At 71.2% G+C, this 18,744-nt stretch carries 17 protein-coding genes; 12 read left to right on the plus strand and 5 right to left on the minus strand.

Annotated elements, in window-relative coordinates:
- Positions 1 to 74 precede the first annotated feature (74 nt).
- Positions 75 to 2,972: a M36 family metallopeptidase gene (locus C4V41_RS03325; RefSeq protein ID WP_235029882.1), complete on the plus strand. Its 2,898-nt coding sequence runs from the start codon at positions 75 to 77 to the stop codon at positions 2,970 to 2,972.
- Positions 2,973 to 3,076: 104 nt separating this feature from the next.
- Positions 3,077 to 4,192: an amidohydrolase family protein gene (locus tag C4V41_RS03330; protein ID WP_103954198.1), complete on the plus strand. Its 1,116-nt coding sequence runs from the start codon at positions 3,077 to 3,079 to the stop codon at positions 4,190 to 4,192.
- On the opposite strand, the gene C4V41_RS03335 is transcribed toward C4V41_RS03330, so the two are convergent.
- The 3 genes from C4V41_RS03335 to C4V41_RS03345 form a co-directional block, all read right to left on the minus strand.
- Entirely contained in the window at positions 4,189 to 4,443 is a 255-nt protein-coding gene (locus C4V41_RS03335; RefSeq protein WP_160150154.1) for a helix-turn-helix domain-containing protein, read from the minus strand. The two genes, C4V41_RS03330 and C4V41_RS03335, sit on opposite strands and share 4 nt — an antisense overlap.
- A gap of 119 nt (positions 4,444 to 4,562) precedes the next feature.
- Positions 4,563 to 5,210, minus strand: coding sequence for a response regulator (locus C4V41_RS03340; protein ID WP_103954200.1), 648 nt, complete (start codon positions 5,208 to 5,210; stop codon positions 4,563 to 4,565).
- Positions 5,207 to 6,304, minus strand: a complete 1,098-nt coding sequence (locus tag C4V41_RS03345) for a sensor histidine kinase (RefSeq protein ID WP_103954201.1) — start codon at positions 6,302 to 6,304, stop codon at positions 5,207 to 5,209. The genes C4V41_RS03340 and C4V41_RS03345 overlap by 4 nt, the downstream gene beginning before the upstream one ends.
- Positions 6,305 to 6,417: 113 nt before the next feature.
- Between C4V41_RS03345 and C4V41_RS03350 the strand changes: the two genes are divergently transcribed.
- Genes C4V41_RS03350 through pip form a run of 3 tightly spaced genes read left to right on the plus strand, consistent with a single transcriptional unit; the run spans position 6,418 to position 9,095 of the window.
- Positions 6,418 to 7,362, plus strand: coding sequence for an ABC transporter ATP-binding protein (locus C4V41_RS03350; RefSeq protein WP_103954202.1), 945 nt, complete (start codon positions 6,418 to 6,420; stop codon positions 7,360 to 7,362).
- A complete protein-coding gene (locus C4V41_RS03355; protein ID WP_103954203.1) occupies positions 7,359 to 8,123 on the plus strand; it encodes an ABC transporter permease in 765 nt (254 codons plus the stop codon). Before C4V41_RS03350 ends, C4V41_RS03355 begins: the two co-directional genes overlap by 4 nt.
- An 18-nt stretch (positions 8,124 to 8,141) precedes the next feature.
- The gene (pip, locus tag C4V41_RS03360) at positions 8,142 to 9,095 is read left to right on the plus strand and encodes a prolyl aminopeptidase (RefSeq protein WP_103954720.1); all 954 of its coding nucleotides are present in this window, start codon (positions 8,142 to 8,144) and stop codon (positions 9,093 to 9,095) included.
- Between the two features lie 42 nt (positions 9,096 to 9,137).
- Here pip and C4V41_RS03365 read toward each other — a convergent pair whose 3' ends face one another.
- Together C4V41_RS03365 and C4V41_RS03370 are read right to left on the minus strand one after the other, a co-directional pair.
- Positions 9,138 to 9,533 carry a hypothetical protein gene (locus C4V41_RS03365; protein WP_103954204.1) on the minus strand — a complete coding sequence of 132 codons (396 nt, stop codon included), beginning with the start codon at positions 9,531 to 9,533 and terminating at the stop codon, positions 9,138 to 9,140.
- A gap of 131 nt (positions 9,534 to 9,664) precedes the next feature.
- Positions 9,665 to 10,921 carry a serine hydrolase domain-containing protein gene (locus C4V41_RS03370; RefSeq protein WP_103954205.1) on the minus strand — a complete coding sequence of 419 codons (1,257 nt, stop codon included), beginning with the start codon at positions 10,919 to 10,921 and terminating at the stop codon, positions 9,665 to 9,667.
- A 202-nt stretch (positions 10,922 to 11,123) separates the two neighbouring features.
- Here C4V41_RS03370 and C4V41_RS03375 point away from each other — a divergent pair, with 202 nt between their 5' ends.
- The 7 genes from C4V41_RS03375 (at position 11,124) to C4V41_RS03405 (ending at position 18,710) form a co-directional block, all read left to right on the plus strand.
- Entirely contained in the window at positions 11,124 to 12,662 is a 1,539-nt protein-coding gene (locus tag C4V41_RS03375) for a hypothetical protein (RefSeq protein WP_146103509.1), read from the plus strand.
- 63 nt (positions 12,663 to 12,725) lie between these two features.
- Complete coding sequence (locus C4V41_RS03380) at positions 12,726 to 13,757, plus strand: LacI family DNA-binding transcriptional regulator (protein WP_103954207.1); 1,032 nt, start codon at positions 12,726 to 12,728, stop codon at positions 13,755 to 13,757.
- A 229-nt stretch (positions 13,758 to 13,986) separates the two neighbouring features.
- On the plus strand, positions 13,987 to 15,078 hold the full coding sequence (locus C4V41_RS03385; protein WP_103954208.1) for a Gfo/Idh/MocA family protein: 1,092 nt from the start codon (positions 13,987 to 13,989) through the stop codon (positions 15,076 to 15,078).
- The gene (locus C4V41_RS03390) at positions 15,075 to 15,977 is read left to right on the plus strand and encodes a DUF6807 domain-containing protein (RefSeq protein WP_235029883.1); all 903 of its coding nucleotides are present in this window, start codon (positions 15,075 to 15,077) and stop codon (positions 15,975 to 15,977) included. Before C4V41_RS03385 ends, C4V41_RS03390 begins: the two co-directional genes overlap by 4 nt.
- Positions 15,974 to 16,684: a cupin domain-containing protein gene (locus C4V41_RS03395; protein ID WP_103954210.1), complete on the plus strand. Its 711-nt coding sequence runs from the start codon at positions 15,974 to 15,976 to the stop codon at positions 16,682 to 16,684. Before C4V41_RS03390 ends, C4V41_RS03395 begins: the two co-directional genes overlap by 4 nt.
- A 47-nt stretch (positions 16,685 to 16,731) precedes the next feature.
- Positions 16,732 to 17,676 carry a hypothetical protein gene (locus tag C4V41_RS03400; protein ID WP_146103510.1) on the plus strand — a complete coding sequence of 315 codons (945 nt, stop codon included), beginning with the start codon at positions 16,732 to 16,734 and terminating at the stop codon, positions 17,674 to 17,676.
- Positions 17,677 to 17,681: 5 nt separating this feature from the next.
- Positions 17,682 to 18,710 carry a LacI family DNA-binding transcriptional regulator gene (locus C4V41_RS03405; RefSeq protein WP_103954721.1) on the plus strand — a complete coding sequence of 343 codons (1,029 nt, stop codon included), beginning with the start codon at positions 17,682 to 17,684 and terminating at the stop codon, positions 18,708 to 18,710.
- Positions 18,711 to 18,744 lie beyond the last annotated feature (34 nt).

Below are 18,744 nucleotides of genomic sequence, written 5' to 3' on the forward strand. Positions count from 1 at the left end.
AGTCGTATAAGAGCGGTGTTTCCTCATGCCCAGATGCGCGATTTCTGTGCATCCCTGGCACGCGGGAGGGAAACGTGTCGACCAAGCCTTGGTTACGCAGCACACTCGTCGTCGTCGCTCTCACAGCGTCGGCTCTACCCCTGGCAGGGGCCGCCCGGGGCGAACCCGGCGGGCAGGCCCCGGTGATCCACGACTTCCAGGCCGAGAACCACGCCAAGCCCGATGTGGACAACCGTCAGGGCCGGATACCGCCCCCGGCGGGCGCCAACGCGCGCAGAGCCGGACCTCCGGCCGACATCCAATGGAACGCTCTAGGCACCCCGGCCACCATCACGAGCAAGGAACCCTTGGCCGAGGGCCTGGGCTCCGACCCCGGGCAGGCCGCCCGGGCCTACCTCAAGAACAACGAGGCGGTCTTCGGGCTGCCCGCCGAGTCCGTCGACGCGCTGGAGACGGTCGCGATCAACCCCATCGGCACGGGTCACGCCGTGCTGTTGCGCCAGCGCTTCGGTGACCTGCCGGCCGGTGTGGACGGTCTTGTCGCGGTCGGTGTGGCCGGCGGGCAGGTCAGGCACGTCACGTCCTCGCTGTCCCGCCAGACCGGCGCGCCGCCGGCCGCGGCGATCACCGCGCAGCGGGCCATGGAGATCGCGGCCGGGGACGGCGGCATCGACCTGGCCAAGGCGATCACCAAGCAGGCCACGCCGGTGGCGGTGCCGGCGCCCGACGGGGTGCACAGCGCGTACCAGGTGGTGCTGATCGGGGGCGGCGCGGAGGCGGCGTACACGACGCATGTGGACGCCGTCAGCGGCGGCATCCTGACGCGGGAGAACCTGGTCGACCACCACCAGGACCCCGACAACCCGCGCTGGGAGGTCTTCCCGGCGAACCCGCGCGACGACCACTCCTCCGCCGACACCCGCCAGACCTGGTGCTTCAAGCCCGGTCCGGGCTGTGACCACGTGAGCGGCGGCGACCCGGCGACGGGCAAGGCGTGGGACGTCGACCACACCACCGGCACGCCGACGAACACCAGCGTCGGCAACGCGGCCAGGACGTACGAGAACCGGGCGAGCGGCGACCCGTTCACGGTCGGCACCCGTACGAACGTGCTCACGCCGAGCAGGAACTACATCTATCCGTGGCAGAACACCTGGTTCACCGCCAAGTGCGACCCGGCGGTGTTCGACCAGCCCGGCGAGAACGACCTGGAGGCGTCCATCGCCAACCTGAACGCCATGCACAACCGCATGCATGGCTGGTCGTACCGGCTGGGCTTCACCGAGACCGCCTGGAACATGCAGACGGACAACGGGGAGCGCGGCGGACTCGGCAACGACCCCGAGCAGGGCAACGCGCAGGCGGGCGCCCGGGTGCTGTCGGTGCGCGACAACGCCAACCAGATCACCGGGCCCGACGGGGTCGCGCCGATCACGAACATGTACCTGTGGCAGCCGGTCGCCGGTGCCTTCTACGGCCCGTGCGTGGACGGCGACTACGACATGTCGGTCATCGGCCACGAGTACACGCACGCGATCTCCGGCCGCATGATCGGCGGCCCGAACGCCGGCTGGAGCGGTGCCCAGGCCGGGGCCATGAACGAGAGCACGTCGGACCTGTTCTCGATGGAGCAGCTCTTCGAGTACGGCTTCCGCCCCTCGGGCGAGACCCCGTACGTCACCGGCGGCTACGTCACCGGCGACAAGACCCGCGGCATCAGGAACTACGACATGTCGAAGTCGCCGCTGAACTACAGCGACCTCAACTACGACATCGTCGGCCAGCAGGTGCACGCGGACGGCGAGATCTGGTCGGCCACGCAGTTCGACGTGCGGGCGGCCTTCGTCAAGCGGTACGGCCAGGGCTCGGCCAGGCAGCAGCGCTCCTGCGCCGACGGCACGACGCCGCTGGACAGGTGCCCGGGCAACCGGCGCTGGATCCAGCTCTCGTTCGACGCCCTGCTGCTGATGGCCTCGGGCGCGGTCAGCTACGTCGACCACAGGAACGCGCTGCTGGCGGCGGACCAGATGCGCTTCGGCGGTGCGAACCAGGACATCATGTGGCGCGCGTTCGCCGAGCACGGCCTGGGGGAGGGCGCGGCCAGCGCCGGCCCGAACGACCCCGACCCGACGCCGAGCTTCGTCAACCCGACCGGCAAGAACGGCTCGCTGCAGCTCAAGCCGCTCGGGGAGGCGAAGGGCGCGGCGCTGCGCCTGTACGTCGGCGACTACGAGGGCCGGGTCGTCCCGGTCGCGGACACCGATCCGGCGACGCCGCTCACCGACACGGCGCACATGACGCCCGGCGTGTACGACTTCGTCGTGGCGGGCGCGGGGTTCGGCCACAAGCGGCTGAAGTTCGCGGTGCTGCCGGGCCTCAAGCTGCCGCTTCCGCTCTCGCTGACGCGTAACCACGCCTCGGCGGCGAACGGGGCGACGGCGGCGGGCGACGGCGTCAACCAGGCCAGGCTGATCGACGACACCGAGGCCACGAACTGGGCCTCGCTCACCGGTGCGCCGGCGGGCAAGTCGGTCGTCGTGGACCTGGCGGGCGACGCGCCGGTCAAGGTCCGCAGGGTGCAGGTGAGCGCGATGCTCAGGCCGAACATCGGCGACGCGGCCGACCCCGGGGCGCAGAACCGCTTCTCCAGCCTGCGCTCCTTCGAGGTGCTGGCCTGCAGCGAGAACTGCGCCGACGCGGCGAACTATAAGAAGATCCACACCAGCCGGGCGAACGCGTTCGACACCGGGCTGCCGCGTCCCCGGGGCCGGGATCTGATCTTCAAGTCGTTCGACGTGCGCACCACGAGTGCCACGCACCTGATGTTCCGGGTGCTGACCTCGCAGTGCACCGGGAACCCGCTGTACGCGGGTGAGCAGGACAACGACCCGAACTCCGCGACGGACTGCGCCACGGCCAGCCCGCAGCGGGAACAGGTGAGGGCGGCGGAGTTCCAGGCATATTCGCACTGACCTCGTCGAGGGCCCGCGCTTCACGAGCGCGGGCCCTTCTGTGTAGTTAGATGCCGTACTATCTTGGACAAGGTCTATTCGACATCGAACTACATGGAGTGCCCATGCGTACCCGAATCCGCGACGTCCGCGTCTTCGACGGCGAGCGGACCCTGCCGGAAACCGACGTCCTCATCGACGGCGACCGCATCGCCGAGCCAGGCGCCGGCCCCGTGGACGTCGAGGTGGACGGCACGGGCAGGACCTTGCTGCCCGGCCTCATCGACGCCCACACGCACGCCTTCGACGGCGACCTGGCGGAGGCGCTGAAGTTCGGCGTCACCACCGAGCTCGACATGAACAACCTGCCGCCCATCCTCGCCGCCCAGCGCCGCCAGGCCGCCGAGCGCGACGACGTGGCCGACCTCCGCAGCTCCAGCATGATCGCCACCGCCCCGCACGGCCACCCGACCCAGATCATGACCCCGGACCTCCTGCGCTCCCTCGGAGCCGACGGCGGCCTCGACACGGTCGCCGATTCGGGCGAGGCGAAGGCGTTCGTGGAGGCCCGCCTGGACGAGGGCGCCGACTACCTCAAGATCGCCATCGACGACGGCGCGGTGTCGGGCATGAAGCTCCCGGCCCTCACCCCCGACCTGGCCGCCGTCCTCGTGGAGGCGGGCCACGCCGCCGGCCTCAGGGTCATCGCCCACACGGTCACCGCCAGGGAGGCCCTGCTGGCGCTGGACGCGGGGGTGGACGGCCTGGCGCACCTGTACTCGGACGTGCCGGAGGAGCGGGCCGAGGAGGTGGCGGCCAGGATCGCCGCGTACGACGCGTTCGTGGTCAGCACGATCACCTACATCGAGGCGGTGACCACCGCCCTCGCGAAAGGCATCCCGATGCACGCCCAAGGCGTCCGCAACGCCTCACACGCGGCCGCCGCGCTGCACCGGGCGGGCGTGCCCCTGCTGGCGGGCACGGACGCCACCCCCTTCGGCCCGGCGCACGGCGCGGCCCTCCACCGCGAACTCCTCCTCCTGACGCGGGCGGGCCTGACCCCCGAACAGGCGTTGCGGTCGGCTACGAGCGCCACGGCCCGCTGCTTCGGCCTCGCGGACCGGGGCGTGGTCGCTCCCGGCAGGCGGGCCGACCTGCTGCTCATCGAGGGCGACCCGACCACGGACATCACCGCGACCAGGTCCATCGCCGGCGTCTGGCGCGCCGGAACACGCCTTTAGGGCTTCTTGCGTACGGGCCGTTTCCAGAATTTCATCAGCTCCCCGTCGAGCCAGAGCGCCTTTTCGCACCGGGCGACGAAGTCCTTTCCCGGAGGCCGTTTGCCCCGTTCGACGAAACCGACGTACGCGCCGGAGAAATTGATCTGACGCCCCAATTCCCGCTGGGTCCATCCGCGTGCGGTCCGGTAAACGCGTAGCACGGATCCCAGGTCATCGTAGGGCGGGTAGTCCAGTTCCGGATCATTCGGCACTGATGACTCCGTTTGAAGGGTTCGCAGTGGCGATCGCCACCCCGAAACCTAACCCCTTTCCGGCATACTTAAAAGTCTCCAGTGAATTCTGCTATGAACGCAGATCCGGACAAATTCTTTCAGCCCAGTACGTTCTCATGCAGAGCGCGCAGCACAGCATTGGTACGGTCGCGAGCCCCCAATTTCAGAAGAAGGGTGGAAACGTGGTTCTTGACCGTACCCTCCGCGAGAAACAGGGCCCCGGCGATCTCGCGGTTGCTGTAGCCCTCCGCCACCAGCCGCAGCACCTCCAGCTCCCGTTCGGTGAGCTGCTGGATCGGCGGCAGGCCGGCGGCGGGCGGGCGGCGGCGCTGGACGGCGCGCAGCAGGCGGTCGGTGATCGAGGGGGAGATCAGGGTGCCGCCATCGGCCAGGACGCGGATGGCGTGGGTCAGTTGTTCGAGGGTGACGTCCTTGAGGAGGTAGCCGCAGGCGCCCGCGCGCATCGCGTCGAGGACGAGCGTGTCACTGTCGAACGTGGTGAGCACGAGCACCGGCGGCGCCTCCGCGGCCCTGTCCTGGAGCGCCGTCAGCACCCAGATGCCGTCGTGGCGCGGCATGCGCAGGTCGAGCAGGACGACGTCGGGGGCGTGCTCCTCGATGGCGGCCAGCGCGGTCATGCCGTCGTCGGCCTCGCCCGCCACCTCGATGTCGTCCGTCAGGTCGAGCAGGCTGCGGATGCCCTGCCGCACGAGGGTCTGGTCGTCGACCACCAGCACCCGGATCATCGCGCGGGCATCCGGGCGGTGACGCGGAACCCGTCGCTGCCGTCGAGCCGGACGTCGCCGCCGATCGCGCCGACGCGCTCGGCCAGGCCGCGCAGCCCGTTGCCGGGCCTGACCTCGGGGCTGCCCCGGCCGTCGTCGACGGAGGTGAGCCGCACGGTGTGGTCCGGCTCCGACTCGATGCGGATCCGCAGCGAGGTCGCCGCCGCGTGGCGGATGGTGTTGGTGACGATCTCCTGGACGACGCGGATGAGCGTCACGGTCAGCTCCTCGCCGGCCTGTACGTCGTCGTCGACGCACACGCCGATGTCCAGGCCGGGGATGTCGCGCACCACGGCGGCCAGCGATTCGCGCAGGTCGGGCGCGTCGGCGCGGAGCTGCCCGACCGTCTGCCGCACATCGCCGAGCAGGTCTCTCGCCACCCGGTTCGCCCGCTCGACGTGCTCACGCGCGGCCGGGCCCTCCTGGTGCCTGGCGACCTCCAGTTCGAGGGTGAGCGCGGTGAGCTGGTGCCCGATGAGGTCGTGAAGCTCCCTGGAGATCCGCAGGCGCTCGTGGGCGCGGGTCGTCTCCGCCAGGACGACGCTCGCCGCTCGCAGCTCGACGTGCGCCTCGGCCAGCTCGCGGCGCATCCGCTGCTCCCGGATGATCGCGATGGTGCTCAGCCACGTCGCCGCCTGGATCAGCAGGTAGAGCAGCGCGCTGAGCGTGACCTCGGCGCCGGGGGCGCCGGCCCGGCTCGCGGTCAGGGCGATGACGCCGGAGTTGAGCGCGATCACCACCGGACCGGCCCAGCGCGGCAGCACGTAGGCGCTCATGGCCGCGATGAACACCAGCAGGATCGACAGCCACCCGGCCTTCGGCGCGGTCAGGACCGTGGCCCAGCCCAGCAGGACGCCCGCGCCGTACGCGGCCCGCGCGACCCGGAGCCGGTTGTCCTCGCAGAGGGCGGTGATCGTCAGGGCGGTCACCAGACCTGCGAAGAGCACCGCCCAGGTCAGGGTCACGGCCCCGCTGAACAGGGTCGGCGTCCCCACCGCGACGCACATCAGGAGCGCCGTCAGGCCCGCCCAGGCGTCCGGCTCGATTCGCCGCATACGATCAACTCTAACGGCGCCCCGACCGGCGGCGGGGGTGCCGGAAGTCATGGGTACGAAGGCTGACCATCGGCACAAGCCGGACCTGCCCGTCCGCTCCTACCGTCGGGGACATGTCTGGAACATCCCCGGCCGTCGAAGCCGACGGCCTGCACAAGCGTTATCGCGCGAAGGTCGCCGTCGACGACGTCAGCCTGTCGATCCAGGGCGGCGAGATCTTCGGCATCCTCGGGCGCAACGGGGCCGGCAAGACGACCACCGTCGAGCTGATCGCCGGGCTGCGGCGGCCCGACCGGGGCACCGTCCGCGTCCTCGGCGTGGACGCGCACCGCGACCGCGCCCGGCTGCGGCAGATCCTCGGCGTGCAACTACAGGAGAGCCAGTTGCACGCCGCGCTCACGGTCACCGAACTGGTCCGCCTCTACCGCACCTTCTACCGTGACCCCCTGGACGCCGGCGAGCTCATCGAGTCCGTCGGCCTGACCGCCTCCCGCGGCACCCGCTTCCAGAACCTCTCCGGCGGCCAGCAGCAGCGATTGTCGATCGCGCTCGCCCTCGTCGGGCGGCCCCGGGTGGTGATCCTCGACGAGCTGACGACCGGGCTCGACCCGGAGGCACGCCGCCAGATGTGGGCCACCGTCGCGGCCCTGCGCGAGAACGGCGTGACCGTGCTGCTCGTCAGCCACGCCATGGAGGAGGTCGAGCGATTGTGCGATCGGGTCGCGCTGCTCGACGCGGGGCGGGTGGTCGCCCTCGACTCGCCCGCCGGGCTCGTCCGGCGGGCCGGATTCGCGCAGCGGGTGACGTTCGTGCCCGCCGGGCCCGTACCGGAAGGGCTGCTGGAGGGGCTGCTGGAGGGGCTCGGCGAGGTCGAGCGGGTACGCGCCGACGGCGGCCGGGTCGTCGTCGAAGGCCGGGACGATCTGCTCCAGGCCGTCAGCGTCGCCCTCGTGCGCGCCGGCGTCGTGGTGACCGAGACGCGCGGCGAGCGGGCGACCCTGGACGACGCCTTCGTCGCCCTGACCGGGCGGCATCTGGAGCACGAGGAGGTTCGATGACGGATATTTCGGTACACCGCCCTGGGCTCCGGTCCTGGGCCGAGTTGCTCGCCTGCGAGCTGAGGATGGTCGTCCGCGACACCGCCGGGCTGATCGTGCCGATCGGCCTGCCCATGCTCATCCTGGTGATGAACGCCTCGGCGGCCGGCGAGCAGGTCGTCGCGAACGGCCGGACGGCGCTCGACGTCTATGTGCTGCCGCTGGTGTTCACGATGGTCGTGGCGACCACCGGAATCGTCAACATGCCGAGCTTCCTGGCCTACTACCGGCGCAGCGGGATCCTCAGGCGGCTCGCGGTGACGCCCGCGTCGCCGGCGATGGTCCTCATCGCCCAGATGGTCGTCGGCGTGCTGCAGACGGGGCTGGGCATCGCGGCCGCGTGGGTGCTGGCGATGGTGGTGTTCGGCGCGCGGCCGCCGGTGCACGCGGGCGCGGCGGTCGGCGCGCTCGTCCTCGCGACGGCCGCGATGTACGCCGTGGGCATGATCGTCGCCGCCGTGGCGCCCACCCCGAACTCGGCCGTGGCGATCGGCCTGGCCCTGTACTTCGCTCTGGGGGCGCTCGGCGGCATGTTCGGGGGCCGCGACGGCCTGCCGGACGTGCTGGCGGCGGTCGGTGCCTGGCTGCCGTTCGGCGCCTCGGTCGAGGCTCTGTCGGCGGCGTGGGCCGGGGCGGCGGTTCAGCCCGCGCCGCTGATCGGGCTCTTCGTCAGCCTGCTGCTCGGCGGAGTGATCGCGGCCGCCTTCTTCCGGTGGGAATAGATGGTATGTCTGGTCTTCATGGGATATAGGGAGCTTTATCCGCCTGTGGAGCCGTACGAGACCGGGCACCTCGACGTCGGAGACGGCCACGAGCTCTACTGGGAGGTGAGCGGGAACCCGGACGGCAAGCCGGTCGTCTTCCTGCACGGCGGTCCTGGTGGCGGGACGCTGCCGGCGCAGCGGCGGTTCTTCGACCCATCGGCGTACCGGATCGTCCTGTTCGACCAGCGCAACTGCGGGCGCAGCCGGCCGCACGCCACCGAACCCGGCGTGTCGCTGGAGACCAACACCACCTGGCATCTGGTCGCGGACATCGAGCGGCTCAGGGAGCGGCTGGGGATCGCGCGGTGGCTGGTGTTCGGCGGGTCGTGGGGGAGCACGCTGGCGCTGGCGTACGCGCGGCGGCACCCGGAACGGGTGAGCGAGATCATCCTGCGCGGCGTCTACCTGGCCGGGGCCACCAACAGGGCGTGGACGTTCACCGAGACGGGGGCGGCGTGCCTGTTCCCGGCGGAGTGGGCCGCCTTCCGCGACCACATCCCCGCCGGGGAGCGTGACGATCTCGTGGGCGCCTACCACCGCAGGATGTTCGACCCCGACCCGGCGGTGCACGTGCCGGCGGCGCGCGCCTGGGCGGCCTGGGAGCTGTCGGCCAACTGGCTGCTGCCCGTCCCGATGCCGCCGCTGGACGACCGTGAGGTCGTCGCGTTCATGCGGATCGAGACGCACTACTTCACCCAGGACTGTTTCCTCAAGGAGGGTGAGCTGCTCGACGTCGAGGCGATCAGGCACATCCCGTGTGTGATCGTGAACGGCCGCTACGACATGAAGACGCCGCCCGAGGCCGCGTACGACCTGCATCGGGCCTGGCCGGAGGCCGAGCTCCACATCGTGGAGGACGCCGGGCACGCGGGCGCGGAGCCCGGGACGCTGCACCGGCTCATCGAGGCCACCGACCGGTTCCGGCCCTGACAAGGCCGAGGCCCGGCGATCAGTCGCCGGGCCTCAGAGTGTTTAGTAGATGCGGTACTTACGGCCGCAGTTGTCGAACTTGCCCGCCCAGCAGGTGTAGGTGTAAACCTTCTTGATCCCCCGGCCGCTCCAGGCACCGACGACCTTGCCGTCCCAGGACTTGTTGAACTTGTGCCAGCCGCCGTTCTTGTAGTACTCGAACCACACCCAGCCCTTCTTGCCACCGACCTTGTCGACGCCGTACCACTTCGTGAAGACCTTGCCGTGGGACTTCCAGGTCTTGCCGTACGTGTACGCCTTGTTGTCGCTGGAGAAGAACTTGCCCCACTGCACAGTGGTCGTGGACTGGGTGCTCGCCTGGGCCGCGGCCGGGCTGAGAGCGAGACCGGTGATGGCCGTCGAGCCGACCAGTGCGGCTATCGCCAGAGTCTTACGCATTTCGGGTTCCTCCCCCTGTCGGTGCTGCCGGGTGATCCGGTAGCAGGGACATTACGGAGGCCGTACGCGATCATCTGTGGACAAATCCACACACCCATGGTGATGGGCGACACACCTGCTGAACCACCAGGTCAGCGCCTGACCGGCACCCCGTCCACGGGGAACGGCGTGAACGACGGCCGCGCCGCCTTCGCCTGGGCGCCGCTCTGCCCGCACAGGCTCAGCATCAGGAAGTCCTCGGTCGCGAAATCGATCGGATGCGGCTCGATCTGGCCGTTCTCGTTGATGGTCTGGTACTTGAGGCGGTTGAACCCGAACGAGAGCAGCCGCTCGCCGTCCGGGGTCGCCAGCGACTGCGTGGCCATGCCGAACACGCCGCCGTCGTGCCCCCAGAACCGGCCGCACGGCAGGTCGAGGAAGTAGAGGCCGAGGCCGTAGTCGATCGCCGTGCCGGCGACCAGCACCGTCACGGTCTTCTGCATCTCGGCGAGCAGCGTGGGGCTGATCAGCTCGCCGCGCAGCAGCAGCCGGTAGAAGCGGTTGAGGTCGTTCATCGTGGACATGAGCGCGCCCGCCGTCGTGGCCCACGACATGTTGTAGACGCTGTAGTCGCGCGGCGGGTCGATGAAGCCGAACAGCGACTCGTACGCCTTGGAGTGCGGCCCGGGAATGCGCGGCGTCCTCGGGAAGGAGGTGTCCCGCAGCCCCGCCTTACGGATGACGAACCGGGTGATGTAGTCCTCGGCGGTCATACCCGTGATCTTCTCCAGGAGCAGCCCGGCGATCACGTAGTTGACGTTGGAGTAGCTGCCGGGCGCCACCCCCGGCTCACCGGTCGGCGGCTGCGCCAGGCTCAGGGCCAGCAGTTCCCGCTTGGAGATCTGGCGGAAACGGTGCTCGTCCAGGCTCCGGCCGGAGGGCTCGTAGAGCGACGGGAACGCCGGGCCGATGTAGTCGGCGATGTGGCTGGTGTGGTTGAGCAACATCCGCACGGTGATCCGCCGGCCGCGCTCGCCGGGCACCAGGTCGGGCAGGTAGCGGCCGATCGGGGCGTCCAGCTCCACCTTGCCGGCGGCGACCTGCTGCAGCACGGCCACCGAGGTGAACGTCTTGGTGATGCTGCCGACCCGGTGCACCATGTCGGGCCGCACCGGGCGGCGCGTGTCCACGTCGGCGACGCCGGCCGCGCCGCGCCAGGCCGCGGCACCGTCGCGGACCTCGGAGTAGGTGCCGTACATGCCGGCCTCGTGGATGGCGGTGAGTGACTTCCGCAGCGCCTGCCGGTCGAGCCCGGGGTCGGCGGCGGCGGGGACGGCCGATGTGCCGGCCGTAAGGAGCACGCCGATCGCGGCCGCTCCCGCGAGGCGCCTGAAACGACGAATTTTCATGAGGCCAGCATGATCGAGCGGAGTTCGCGGGGTTAGTCCACGGTGTCATCGGCCTCATATGACAGAAGTCATGCGTAGATTAGAAGCACCTCGTGGGGAGGTGCCGGATGGAACGGGTGAACGCGCCCTTCGAGTGGGCGATGGCCATTCTGGTGGGGTCCTTCTTTCTCGCGACGTGGTCCGTTTCCTGGATCTTCGCCGTGTGGGGCGCGGTCTGGTCTGCGCCTGGCACGCGCGTTCGCGCCGCCGTCAGATGACCCCGGAGCAACTGCGCGACAATCCGGGATTCAGGTACAACCTCGCCGCTCACGGCGTCCTTTACCTCATTCCCATCGGCGTCGCCGTGACTTTCTCCGTCGTGCTGCCGTGGTGGGTCCCCAGGAACGCCGACGGGATGGACGTGAGCCGGCTCATCGCCTTGCAGCGTCTTTTCGAGCAGGTTTCCACATTCTTTTCCGGCCAGCTGAAATTGAGCGAGCCGAAGGTGCTCGGGGTGCTGGCCGCCGTCTATCTGGCGAGCGTGCTGCTGGCCTCCCGGCGGGGGCGGCTCGTGGGCGGCCTGCATCGGGTGGCCGACCTCTACACCAAGTACAGCGGCCCGGCCGCCGCCGGGCTGGCGACGCTGGCCGCGTTCACCTTCTTCGGGATGCGCGCCGGCGACCCGGCCCACGAGCTGCGGTTGAAGGTCAAGGTCACGCAGGAGGGGTACGCCGAGGTCGCCAAGAGGGTCGAGGCCGAGCTGTCCGCGCGGGTCGTCAGCGGGCTCTACGCCAAGGTCAGGGCACGTTTCCCGGCGCCCTACCAGCGCGCGATCGCCGAGTTACCGCAGGTCGGCGAGCTGGCGGCGAGCGTGAGGCAGGAGGCCGACTCCGCCCGCGGCGTCTACGGCGTCACCGAACCGGCGGTCGAGCGGGCGCTGCGGGCCGCGCGGACGGGGGAGGGCGGCGCGGCCGAGTGGCGCGTCGAGAGCATGGCCGAGCCCGCCGCGCCGCCGGACGGGATCACGCCGGAGCAGGTCGAGGCCGCCCGGCGGGGCCTGGCAGGGACGAGCGCGGACACCCGGGCGATCGAGCTCGTCGACGACGGCCACAAGAAGGTGACCCTGCAGCTCGAAAAGGTGGTCAGCGAGCGGATCATGGCGCTCACCAAGTCGTTGTCGCAGGCCGTGCCGATGCTGGAGCCGCTGATGGCGGCGTTCGCCGACGCGACCGACAAGACCGTGCAGGACCGGATGGGGCTGGTCTACGACCGGGTCATGGCGACGGCCCAGCGCAGGCCGGGCGATCTTCCGGCGGTCATCGACCGCGAGGTCAGGGCCGTCGTCGCGGCGGCCGACGTGGCCGCGGCCGTCGAGCGGGCCACCCCGCGCGCCGAAGAGCAGGCCGGCCGGCACCGCAAGCTGCTGGCGACGCTGAAGAAGGGGGAATACCTGATCGACCGCCGGGTCGACCGGTGGGCGGCGGCGCAGGTCGCCAAGGACCGGCGGGAGGGCAAGCTGCCCAAGGCGCTCACGCTGTCCGAGCTTCTCAAGCTGACCGTGCCGCTCGACGTTCCCAAGCTGCCCGATCTGGCCATCCGCCCCGACCTGCTCCGCCCGCCGTTCGACCACCGCTCGCTCTACGGCCACGGCGCGCCGTACTTCTCCCGCCCGCCGTCCGAGTACCGCCCGCCTCCGCTGGGCGGTCACTTCCAGGCGCCGAAACCCGTGGCGCCGCCCCGCGTGGTCCCGCGCTTCCGCTGACCGGGCGGCCGGTGGCAGTACGCTTCATAACCGGTCGGTACGCGCGGGGAAAGGACAGAACGCATGCCCCATGCGGCGAGGCCCACGGTCACGCTGCACGACGTGGCCGCTGCGGCCGGGGTCTCGGTCTCCACCGCGTCACGGGTCCTGGGCGGCAGCGCCAGAAAGGTCGCCCCCGAGTACGAGGCCCGCGTGCTGGCCGCGGCGGCGGCCCTGCGCTACACGGTGGACGCCTCGGCCAGGGCGATGCGCCGGGCCAGCGACGCGATCGCGCTCGTGGCCGACGACCTCACGACGCCGTCCATGGGCATGGTGGTGTCCGCCATGGAGCGCGAGGCACGTTCGGCCGGGGCCTTCGTCACGGTGTCGGCCACCATGGGCGTCCCGGAGCGGCAGTCCGAGACCGTCCGCGTGCTGCGCTCGCTGCGCCCGCGCGCGCTCGTGCTCACCTCGAACCGCTATCTGGCGGCCGACGTCGAGGTCCGGCTGGAGAAAGAACTGCGGGCGTACGAGCGCGAGGGCGGACGGGTCGCGATCGTCGGCGAGACGGACCTGACTTTCGACTCGATCGGCTTCGACAATTACCGCGTCGGGCTGACCATGGGGGCGTTCGTCGCGGAAATCGGGCACCGCCGGGTGGCGATATTCGCGGGCGCCGGGAATCTGCGCAACCTGGGCGATCGGAGCGCCGGATTCATCGCCGGACTGCGCGCCGGTGGCGTCGCGGAACGCGATATCCGGCTCGTTCACTGCGAGGTGAGCCGCCGTGGCGGATTCGATTCCGCGCGGGCGCTGGCCGACGCGGGAATGGACGGCGTGCGGGCGGTTCTCGCGGCCAATGACATCGTCGCCGTCGGTGCCCTGAAGGGATTTCGGGCCGCCGGTCTCACGGTGCCCGACGACGTTTCCGTGACGGGGGTCGACGACATACCGCTCGCTTATGACGTGACGCCGCGACTGACGACGGTGGCACTGCCGCTCGCGGAGTCCGGGGCGGAGGCGATCCGCATCGTGCTGGGCGAAGGCGGCACAGGCCGCCGGATGAGCGTCGAAGGCCGCCTGATCGTCCGCGACAGCACCCGCCCGGCCCTCTGACGGCACCCGCCCCGCCCTCTGACAGCACCCGCCCGTCCTCTGACGGCCCCCGCATCACCGCTGGTCAGCGCTCTCGATCGCGGCGCTCACACTCCGCGTGCCCCTGTGGACACACTCTTGACGCTCGCGTAACAGCCGGGCAAACTGCGGAATACGTTTTCCCAAGGGCGTTCATCACCGAACCGCAGGCCGAGATCGACGGCGCCTGACCACCGATTCGAAGGAACACATGTCTGAACGAAGTTACCGGGCCGCGATCATCGGCACCGGGGGCATCGCCAACGCCCACGCCCAGGCCGTCGCCAACTCCGGCGGCCGGGCGGAGCTCGTGGCCGTGGCCGACGTGGACGCCGGGCGGGCCCGCGAGTTCGCCGCCAAATACGGCGAGTCGCGCGCCTACGGAAACGCGGAGGAGCTGCTGCGGGAGGAGGAGCTGGACGTCGTCCACCTGTGCACCCCGCCGCAGTCGCACGCGCCGCTGGCCATCGCCTGCCTGGAGGCCGGGGTGACGGCGCTGGTGGAGAAGCCGCCGACGCTGTCGCTGGCCGAGTTCGACGCGGTGATCGAGGCCGAGCGCCGCTCGACCGCGCACGTCGCGACCGTGCTGCAGCACCGCTTCGGCCCCGGTGCCGTACGGCTGCGGCGGATGGCGGCGGCCGGCGAGCTGGGCCGCCCGCTGGTGGCGACCGCCCTCACCCAGTGGTACCGCGACGAGGACTACTACGCGGTCCCGTGGCGCGGCACCTGGGAGTCCGAGGGCGGCGGCCCGACGATGGGCCACGGCATCCACCAGTTCGACCTGCTGCTGTCGATACTCGGCCCGTGGAGTGAGGTCACGGCCGTGGCCGCCCGCCAGGCCCGCTCGGTGGACACCGAGGACGTGTCGATGGCGCTGGTGACGTTCGAGAACGGCGCCGTGGCCACGGTCGTGAACTCGGTCCTCTCGCCGAGGCAGACCTCGGAGCTGCGCTTCGACTACGAGAACGCCACCATCGAGGTCGAGCACCTGTACGGCTACACCGACGACGACTGGACCGTGACCCCGGCGCCCGGGCACGAGGACGTCAAGGCCCTGTGGGGCGCCGACCCCAGCGGCGAGTCCAGCGGCCACACCGGCTGGCTGGCCGCCGTGCTCGACGCGCTCGACCGGGGCGAGGCCCCGCCGGTCACCGCCGCCGACACCCGCCGGACGATGGAGTTCATCGCCGCGCTCTACGCCTCCGCCTTCACCGGCGAGCGCGTACGCAGCGGCCAGATCACCGCAGACAGCCCGTTCGCCCTGCGCATGGACGGCACGGGCGCACCATGGAGGAACCAGTGACCCTGCAGGCCGACCACGCGCTCAACCGTTCGGTCACCGTGACCGCCGGGGGCGTCGAGCTGTTCACCTACGTCTACCGCCCGGACACGCCGGTGCTGGAGTCGCCCAAGCCGTACGTGCACCCGATCCGCACGCTCGGCGGCGCCCTGGTGTCGTTGTTCCGGCCGCACGACCACGTCTGGCACAAGGGCATCGCCTGGTCGCTGCCGCACGTGGGTGAGCACAACTTCTGGGGCGGGCCGACGTACGTCAAGGGTGAGTACGTCCAGCTCGCCAACAACGGCAGCGCCACCCACCGCGAGATGACCACGCTGACGGCCACCCCGGACCAGGTCGAGATCGGGCACACGCTCGGCTGGACCTCCCAGGCGGGCGCGCCCGTCATCGAGGAGCGGCGCGCCCTGACCGCGACGATCGTCGACGGCGCCACCTGGGCGCTGCTCTTCGAGACGACCATGACCAACGTGTCGGGCGCCACCATCGACTTCGGCTCCCCGACCACCAAGGGCCGTGAGAACGCCGGCTACGGCGGCCTGTTCTGGCGCGGCCCCCGCTCGTTCACCGACGGCGTCATCCAGTCGCCGGCCGGCGCCGGCGGCGACGAGCTGCGCGGCACCCGCGCCGAGTGGTTCGGCTTCCGTGGCCGGCACGACGAGAGCGGCGACCACTCGACGATCGTCATGGTCGACGACGCCGCCAACCCGCAGCACCCGCCGCAGTGGTTCGCGCGCACCGAGCACTTCGCCTGCCTCAACCCGGCGCCGTTCTTCAGCGAGGAGGTGCCGCTGCCGGACGGCGAGAGCATCTCCTTCCGGTACGCGGTCGTGATCGCCGACGGCGACCGGGGTGAGGAGGGCTGCGCGCTGCTGGCCAAGCAGGGCAGGGACGCGCTGCGATGACGTTTCCCGGAGGCACGTCGATCAGCCGTCTCTCCGTCTACTCGGGCGACGCCTGCGCCGACGGCCTGGAAGGCGGCACACCGCACCTGCACACGGCCTCCACGGAGGCGTACGTCGTGGTCGGAGGACACGGCGCCCTGCAGACCCTCGACGCGAACGGCCTGCGGGAGACCGAACTGAACCCCGGCTCGACCGTGTGGTTCACCCCCGGCACCATCCACCGGGCGGTCAACCGGGGCGGCCTGGAGGTGGTGGTCGTCATGTCGAACGCCGGCCTGCCCGAGGCCGGCGACGCCGTCATGACGTTCCCGCCGGAGATCGTGGCCGACCCGGAGAAGTACCAGGAGGCCGCGACCCTGCCCGACACGGACGTCGAGGAAGCCGTCAAGCGGCGCAGGGACCTGGCCGTCGAAGGGTTCCTGCGGCTCGCCGACGGCGGCCCCGAGGCGCTGCGCAGCTTCTACGACAGCGCCGTCGCCCTCGTCCGCCCCAAGACGGCGCGGTGGCGCGACATCTGGGAGAGCACGGCCGCCCGGGAGACCCGCCGCACCGCCGAGGTCCTCGACGCGCTCGAACGCGGCGACGGCGCGCACCTCCTGCGCTCCGCCCTGATGGAGAGCCCGCCGCACGAGCGGTGGGGGATGTGCGGGCACCTGCGCGCCCACGACGTCGCCCACCCCATCGTGCACACGCCCGACCCGAGCTGATCTCCTGCCGGCGCCCCCGCGCCCACCCCCCACCAAGGAGCACGGCGATGTCCCGACTTCTGAGCCTTTTGACGGCGACCCTCATGATGACCTCTTTCGCGACCCCCGCCGCCGCCGAGACCGGCACCGCCTACTACGTCGACGCCAACGGCGACGACTCCGCCTCGGGGCTCGACGCGGCGCACGCCTGGAAGAGCCTGGCCAAGGTCAGCGGCACCACGTTCCAGCCGGGCGACCGCATCCTGCTGCGCGCCGGGCAGCGGTGGAGCGGGCAGCAGCTCTGGCCCAAGGGCTCGGGCGAGAGCGGCGCCCCGATCACCATCGACCTCGACGCCCGCTACGACATCACCAACAACCTGCTCCGCTCGACCAGGGCGGGAGCGGTGCTGACCACCAGCCCGACGATCACCTACGACCACAACCTGTACGGCGGCGCGAGCCTCGCGGTCCCGCCCGGCGACCGGAACGCGGTCGTCACCGCCGACCCGCTGTTCGCCAAGGCCCCGCTCGACGGCCCCAACGGCACCCCGGAGACGGGCCCCGCCCTGGAGGCCGCGTACGGCCCGCGCATCACCTCCGGCTCCTACGCCATCGACGCCGGCACCGAGATCACCGGCAACGGCGGCCGCGACTACGCCGGCACCCCCCTCTACAACGGCGCCCCCGACATCGGCGCCTTCGAGTACACCACCCCTCAGGACGCCACCACCGAATCCGTCACCGGCACCGCCCTCACCCCGCGCACCCCCTGCCCGCAGAGGGCCGTCGTCCCCGTCACCGGCCGTAAGAACGGCGTCTACGTCTACACCGGCGAGCTGATCAACCAGGCCGGCCGCACCGCGACCACGTCCGTCAAGGTCACCGTCACCGACGCGAAGCCGGGCACACCCGCGCTGAGCGGCGACAACCGGGACGGCGGCCACACGGTCGCCGAGCCGGCGAACGCGGCGGGCGTGACGAGGGGCCGGCCCTTGACGGTGGTGACAAAATGACCGCCATGGCTGACGGGTCCACGGCCCCCTCCTCCCCGCCGACCCTGCACGACGTCGCCCGGGAGGCCGGGGTCTCGATCGCCACCGCGTCGCGCGCGCTCAACGGCAGCGTGCGCAACGTCCGGTCGGAGAACGCGTCCCGGGTGCGGGCGGCGGCGGCCAAGCTCAACTACGAGCCGCACCTGTCGGCGCAGGCGATCGCCAAGGGTTCGACCAGGACCGTGGCGCTGGTGGTGCGTGACGTGGCCGACCCCTACTTCTCCGCGATCGCCGCCGGGGTCGTCCAGGCGGCGGAGGAGAGCGGGCTGATCGTGACGATGGCGGTGGCCGACGGCTCGCCGGAGCGGGAGCTGGAGATCGTCAGGACGTTGCGGGGGCAGCGGCCCCGGGTCATCATCGTGGCGGGCAGCCGCATCGAGGGCACGGGCACCAGGGACGCGCTCGTCGAGGAGCTGGCCGAATACCGTACGGCGGGCGGCCGGGTCGTCATGATCAGCCAGCGGGACCTGCCGTTCGGCACGGTGACCGTGGACAACCGGGGCGGGGCCGCCGAGCTGGCCCGCGCGCTGCTCGGCGTGGGCTACCGGCGGTTCGCGGTCTTTCACGCGCCGCCCGAGATCCGTACGTCGCGCGACCGGCACGAGGGTTTCCTGGCGGGGCTGGCGGGCTCGGGGGTGCCTGAGCCGCTCGCGCTGGAGACCGGCTTCACCCGCGCGGGCGGCTATGAGGCGGCCCGGCGGCTGGTGGAGCGCGGGTTCGAGGACGTGGAGGCGGTGTTCGCGGTCAACGACGTGATGGCGATCGGCGCGATGACGGGCTTCCGCGACGCCGGGGTGGTGCCCGGGGTGGACATCGGGGTGGCGGGCTTCGACGACATCGAGTCGGCCGTCGACGTGCTGCCGCCGCTCACCTCGGTGGCCGTACCGCTGCGCGAGGTAGGACTGAGCGCGATGCGCCTGGCCCTGTCGGGAGGGGAGCAGGACGCGCGGCTCCCGGTCGGCGTCGTCGTCCGGGAGAGCACCCCGCCGCGCTGATATCGCGGTGCGGACCGCCACGGCGGTGCGGCAT

Source organism: Nonomuraea solani, assembly GCF_900108335.1.
Lineage (GTDB): Bacteria > Actinomycetota > Actinomycetes > Streptosporangiales > Streptosporangiaceae > Nonomuraea > Nonomuraea solani.